This is a genomic window from Planktosalinus sp. (assembly GCF_059864935.1).
The window spans coordinates 1-6,557 of the sequence record NZ_JCBCCK010000154.1; the positions used below are offsets into that span (position 1 = coordinate 1).

Annotated in this window: 6 protein-coding genes; all 6 read left to right on the forward strand. The window is 38.0% G+C overall.

Annotated features, from left to right (window positions below):
* Window positions 1–213: 213 nt before the first annotated feature.
* Window positions 214–729 carry a DUF4136 domain-containing protein gene (locus AC6F75_RS06125; protein ID WP_500714066.1) on the forward strand — a complete coding sequence of 172 codons (516 nt, stop codon included), beginning with the start codon at window positions 214–216 and terminating at the stop codon, window positions 727–729.
* A 19-nt stretch (window positions 730–748) separates the two neighbouring features.
* Entirely contained in the window at window positions 749–1,711 is a 963-nt protein-coding gene (locus AC6F75_RS06130; RefSeq protein ID WP_500714067.1) for a tetratricopeptide repeat protein, read from the forward strand.
* 116 nt (window positions 1,712–1,827) lie between these two features.
* Window positions 1,828–3,987 carry a S46 family peptidase gene (locus AC6F75_RS06135; protein WP_500714068.1) on the forward strand — a complete coding sequence of 720 codons (2,160 nt, stop codon included), beginning with the start codon at window positions 1,828–1,830 and terminating at the stop codon, window positions 3,985–3,987.
* Between the two features lie 251 nt (window positions 3,988–4,238).
* On the forward strand, window positions 4,239–5,600 hold the full coding sequence (locus AC6F75_RS06140; RefSeq protein ID WP_500714069.1) for a Mur ligase family protein: 1,362 nt from the start codon (window positions 4,239–4,241) through the stop codon (window positions 5,598–5,600).
* A gap of 78 nt (window positions 5,601–5,678) precedes the next feature.
* A complete protein-coding gene (locus AC6F75_RS06145; RefSeq protein ID WP_500714070.1) occupies window positions 5,679–5,882 on the forward strand; it encodes a hypothetical protein in 204 nt (67 codons plus the stop codon).
* An 11-nt stretch (window positions 5,883–5,893) separates the two neighbouring features.
* Window positions 5,894–6,421, forward strand: a complete 528-nt coding sequence (locus AC6F75_RS06150) for a hypothetical protein (RefSeq protein WP_500714071.1) — start codon at window positions 5,894–5,896, stop codon at window positions 6,419–6,421.
* Window positions 6,422–6,557 lie beyond the last annotated feature (136 nt).

Here is a 6,557-nt window from a genome sequence, read left to right on the forward strand (position 1 = left end):
TAACGCGGAAGAATAAAATGTCATATAAGCTTGAAGTTAACAAATAAATATGGTAATTATTAAGCATTGATTAGTAGTTTATGAAAAGCTATCTTATACAAAAAAAAGTCCCCCTCTGTGGGAAGGGGATTTAGGGGGAGGACCAACTTTAATACTTCTTTAAAGCTTTCAACCTTAAGCTTTCGTATATTTACGAATTAATCGATTATAAATATGCGACTGTTTTTTCTCATACTATTTAGTGTAATTTTATCCTCTTGCGGTACTTATGTAGGAATAGATTACGATACTGAAAAAGATTTCAGTAAATACATCACCTACAATTTTTATTCTGACCTGAAAACCGGGCTGAGCGAGTTGGATGAAAACAGAATCATCAAAATTACCGACAGTTTGCTTCAGCAAAAGGGGATGGTGAAGTCTGACAATCCGCAATTATTGATTAACTTTTACAGCAATGAGTATGTGTCACGTTCCAGAAACACCATTGGTGTTGGCTTGGGAAGCGTTGGAAGAAGTACCTCTATGGGGGTTTCAACCGGAATTCCTGTAGGTGGAAACGAAATCAACCAGCAACTCACAGTCGATTTTATCGATGCCGCCCGTGATGCGTTGGTCTGGCAGGCAAAAACAGAAGGAAGTTTTAAAGAAAAGGCCACACCTGAACAAAGAGAAAGCTATTATCAGAAAACCTTAACCAAAATTTTCAAAAAATACCCTCCCCAATAAGAATTAATAATCCCTATTTATGTTATATAAAGTTTTCATAGTATTACTTATTCCGCTATTTTCTATGGGACAAACAAACTCGTTTGAGAGAGGGTTAGCTTTATATGATCAGGAAAAATTCCAACAGGCCAAACCCCATTTTGAAACACACCTCAAGTCAAATCCAAATCACATCCAAACCATTGAGTATTTGGGTGACATTGCCGCCCATTCCTCTGACTGGGATACGGCACTGAGCTATTACAAAATTCTTGTGGACAAATACCCAAACAATGCCAATTATAACTTTAAATACGGCGGAGTTTTGGGAAGAAAGGCACAGAGTAGCAATCGTTTCAGGGCACTTTTACTTATTGGTGATATCAAGAAACATCTTGAGAAAGCAGCACAACTCGACCCCAAGCACATCGAAGTGCGATGGGCTTTAGTCGATTTATATATAGCACTACCAAGTATTTTGGGCGGAAGTGAAAACACAGCTTTGAAATATGCCAATGAATTGATGAAACTCTCTGAGGTGGATGGTTACTTGACCCTGGGCTATATCGCTGAACACTTTAACCGTCCCCGTGATGCAGAAAGACACTACAAGAAGGCAATGAAAATTGGGCAATCTCCTCTCACCTACGAAAAACTCGCAGATTTATATGAAAACATAACAAAAGAGCCCGAAAAAGCAATCGAAATAAGAGAAGCTTCAGCAGAAAAACACAAACGCAATAACATCAATTATCAAATTGGAAAAATCTCAGGAATGTACAATGTGGAGCTTGAAAAAGGACTCAGTTATCTCAAAGCGTATATTAAAAATTTTTCAGTTAGGGATGGTGTGCCGTTGGAATGGGCCTATTATAGAAAAGCTCAGATATACAGGCATTTAGGGGATAAAAGAAATGCAGAAAAGTGGATAAGTGATGCACTTTCATTAAATGGGGATTTTAAAGAAGCGCAGGAAGAAAAACGATTAATTGGCAATCTTTAAATCCGTATTTTCATATACTATTTTTAAGAGTTTTTTCTCTTAAATAATTCTCAAAATCAATTATATTAGCACTCGAATCCAAATACATTAAGCTTCAATAAAATCTTTCTAACTCTATGAAAAAAATATTTATTTTTCTGTTTTTAGCCTTTTTTGTACTTCCTATAAAAGCCAATGAAGGCATGTGGTTCCTCATGCATATTGAACGACTCAATTATGTCGATATGCAAAAAATGGGACTTCAACTCACCCCCGAAGAAATCTACAGTGTCAACAACCACAGTTTAAAAGATGCCATCGTTCAGTTTGGCGGTGGTTGTACAGCCGAAATTATTTCAGGCAAAGGTTTGGTCTTGACAAATCACCACTGCGGTTATGGCCAGATTGCCGAACTTTCCACTGAAGAAAATGATCATCTGACCAATGGCTTTTGGGCAAAAAATCACAGCGAAGAGCTGAAACCAAAAAACCTGTCTGTTCGCTTTTTTGTGAGAATGGATGATGTTTCAGAGCGCATTTTAAGTTTGATCAATGATGAAATGAGTGAGGCTGAAAGAGAAAAAATCATCAATCAGGAAATCGCCAAAATACAGAAAGAAAACGATGAAGGCGGAAAATATACCGTTTCTGTGCGCACATTCTATAGTGGCAATGAATACTACTATTTTGTGTATCAGGATTATACTGACGTAAGATTAGTGGGCACACCACCAAACAACATAGGAAAATTTGGCGGTGACACAGACAATTGGGAGTGGCCACGTCATACCGGTGACTTTTCACTTTTCAGGGTTTATGGTGATAAAGACGGAAATCCGGCCGAATATTCAGAAGACAATGTTCCTTTGGAAGTAAATTACCACCTGCCTGTGAGCATCAAAGGATATAAAGAAAACGATTTTGCAATGATTTTGGGTTACCCCGGAAGAACCAATCGCTGGATGCCTGCCGCTGGTATCGATCAAAACGTAAATTATGCATACCCTGCCTGGGTAGAAGGCTCAAAAACTGCTATGGATGCCATGAAAAAACACATGGACAAAAATCAGCAGGTAAATCTGGACTATGCTTCAAAATATGCCGGAATTGCCAATTACTGGAAAAACCGTCAGGGAATGATTGATGCCTTAAAACAACACCAAACTGCTGAAGCCAAAAGAAAACAAGAAGAAAAGTTTATCAGTTGGGCAAATTCAAGTACTTCTAAAAGTGATCAGATAAAATACGGCTCAGTAATGGAAGTGATTAATAATTATTACGCCAATACAAACGACAAAAGCCGTGATGACAATTACCTGATAAGTGTTTTAAGAGGAAGTAATTTGATCTTACTTCCAAACAGGCTGAACAGTGTTCTTAACATGTTGTTTTCCGAAGAAAACATCCCAGAAGAAACCTTCAATGAAAAAATTCTTCCTGAAATAGAAAATCATTACAGTAAACTTTATATACCATTGGAGCGTGATGTTTTGGTTGAAACAGTTTGGTTGTACACCATAAAAGCTTTAATGCCTGTGCCAAGTTTGTTACAGGCCAAAGAGAATGAGAAAGAGCGAAAAGTGACTATAAAAAACCATATATCCAATTTGGTGGACAACAGTATCCTTTCCTCAAAAGAAAGCTTTATAAAATTTGCTAAAAACCCGGATAAAGAGAAGTTTAATAATGATCCTTTGGTAAAATTATCGCAAGAACTCTTAACGGCATACAGACACAAATCTGATGAATTAAAAGAACTGGAAGAACAATACCAAAAGGCCTACCGCAATATGATTCAAGGGATGCGTGAGATGAACCCCGATGAGGTTTATTATCCCGACGCAAACAGCACTTTGAGGTTGTCTTACGGGAAAGTAAGAGCATTGCCAAGAGGTGATAAGAAAAACGATGCAAGTGCAAACTATTTTACAACGTTAAAAGGAACAGTTGCTAAGTACCAGCCTGGCGATGAAGAATTTGATATGCCACAAAAGCTTATCGATTTATACAACGCCAAAGATTTTGGCCCTTATGCTGATAAAGCAGGCCATATGCCGGTAAACTTCCTGACAGATCACGACATTACAGGAGGAAACTCAGGCTCGCCGGTTCTTAACGGAAATGGAGAACTTATAGGCCTCGCCTTTGATGGAAACATCGAGGCTATGGCTGGAGATGTGATTTTTGACCACGAATTGCAACGCGCCATCAATGTTGATGTGCGTTATATATTGTTTATCATCGATAAATATGCCGGAGCCAAACACCTGGTGGACGAAATGACCATCAGAAAATAATTTAAAGAAAAATGAATTTAAGAACCTGCCTTTGTTTACATCGGCAGTTTTTTTATTTGACATTTTTTACCGGACACTAATGATTTTTTATAAAAATTAATCCTAATTGTTTTCACTTTTTTCAACTTTAAGGAATTAAGAAGCATTAAGAAGTTAAGCTTAATGCCTTAATGTTTAAATTTATTTCAAAAATATCCTACCCTTTTTTTAATTGCACAATGTGTATCTTTACCTCACAAGACTTTTAATCTATGCGTATACATTTTATAGCCATTGGCGGGAGCGCCATGCACAATCTGGCACTGGCTTTACATCAAAAAGGAGACGCCATCACAGGTAGTGATGACGAGATTTTTGAACCTTCAAAATCACGCTTGCAAAAAGCCGGTTTACTACCAGAAAGTTTTGGCTGGTTTCCCGAAAAAATCACTGCTGATATTGACGCTGTAATTCTTGGTATGCATGCTAAAGCAGATAACCCCGAACTTCTCAAAGCACAGGAACTGGGACTTAAAATCTACTCCTATCCCGAGTACCTTTATGAACATTCCAAAAACAAAACCCGGGTAGTCATAGGCGGAAGCCATGGCAAAACCACTATCACCGCTATGATACTGCACGTGCTCAACTACCACAACATCCCGGCAGACTATATGGTGGGCGCACAATTGGAAGGTTTTGACACCATGGTGCACCTTACTGATGAAAATGATTTTATCGTGCTGGAAGGTGATGAATACCTGTCTTCACCCATCGACCGCAGACCCAAATTTCATCTGTACAAACCCAATATTGCTTTGTTAAGCGGAATCGCCTGGGACCATATCAATGTTTTTCCCACCTATGAAATCTATGTCGAGCAATTTAAAATTTTTGTCGATTCCATCGTAAAAGGAGGCAGTATCAATTACAATACAGAAGACCCCGAAGTGGTGAAAGTGGTGGAAGCTTCTGAAAACACCATTAGAAAAATTGGTTATCAAACTCCTGAATATACCATAGAAAACGGAGTGACTTATTTGGAAACCACCGAAGGCCTGATGCCAATTGAAGTTTTTGGAAACCACAATCTCAACAACCTTGCCGGTGCAAAATGGATTTGCCAGCACCTGGGGGTGGATGAAGATGATTTTTATGAAGCTATTGCCACCTTTAAGGGCGCATCAAAACGCCTGGAAAAAATTGCAGAAAGCCCAACTGCGGTGGCATATAAAGACTTTGCCCATTCACCTTCAAAAGTACAGGCCACTACACAAGCCGTCAAAGCTCAGTATCCAGACAGGAATTTGGTTGCTTGTTTGGAATTGCACACTTACAGCAGTCTTACCCCTGAATTTTTAAAAGAATACCGAGGTGCCCTCGACGCTGCCGATGTAGCAGTAGTGTTTTACTCGCCCCACGCTGTTGAAATCAAAAAACTACAGCCTGTCACAAAAGAACAAATTGAGCAGGCATTTCAACGGGATGATTTAATCATCTATACAGACCCGCAGGAGTTTCAAAATTTTTTATTTAACCGTGATTTTAAAAACAGTACCCTGCTTTTGATGAGTAGCGGTAATTATGGAGGATTGAATTTTGAAGAAGTGAATAAATGGATAAAAAAATCTTAACAAAATACATGTAAAATCTTAAATAAATAGAGTCTCACTAAAATTAGCTGTATATTTGTGGAAACAGTAACATATATTATGAAAAAACTAGCACTACTTTTATTGGTTTTTGTTTTTGTAGGTACTTTATCATGTAAAGACACGAACAAAGCAAAAGAAGAACAGGAAATGGAGCTCACTATCAAAAAGATAGATTCCCTGGAAAGGGAAATTGAAGAAATCAATCAAAGAATTGAAACTATATCAAATGAAGCTGAACAAGCCGTAGAAGAAATTAATTAAAAAATAAAATCATGAAAAATGTAATATTAATAAGTATCATTGGTGCTTTTTTGTTTTTTGCACCAGAGCAATCTTTTGCTCAAACACAAGACCAGGAAAAGAGAGAACAAACTAAAGAGAAACAAGACAAGGCTCAGGATAAAAGGGAAGAAGCTAAAGATTCACGCGAAAAACAGGATAAGCTTTCCAAGGACAATCAAGGTCATGCTTATGGAAAAGACAAAGGAGATATGACAGGTAGGGAGTTTGGTCAGCATCGCGCTGAAATGGCCCGAAATAAAGCAGAACATGCCAGAACAAGATTGCATGAAACTGAAGAATTAATAACCTATCACAGAGAAAGGTTAAGCACTTTAAAGCACTCTCTGGAGGAAGAGGCAAGGAAGCCCAACGCTGATAAAAAAGCTATTGAAGAACGTGAAATTAGGATTAGACGTGCAGAAGTAAGGCTCACTCAATTGGAAGAATCCCTCAATGAAAGCAGGGAAAGGTTGAGAATGGCAGAACGCTCACTTGAAACCGTTATTGAGGATAATTAATCTATTCTTTGATTAAAAAAAATCAGCCCGGTTTTTGACCGGGCTTTGTTTTTATATCTACTCAATAAACCCATTCCTGTCCTTTTTGGTATTTTTAAAATGCCTCATTAGTGTTCAGCCGGTTTAGTTTTGAGCA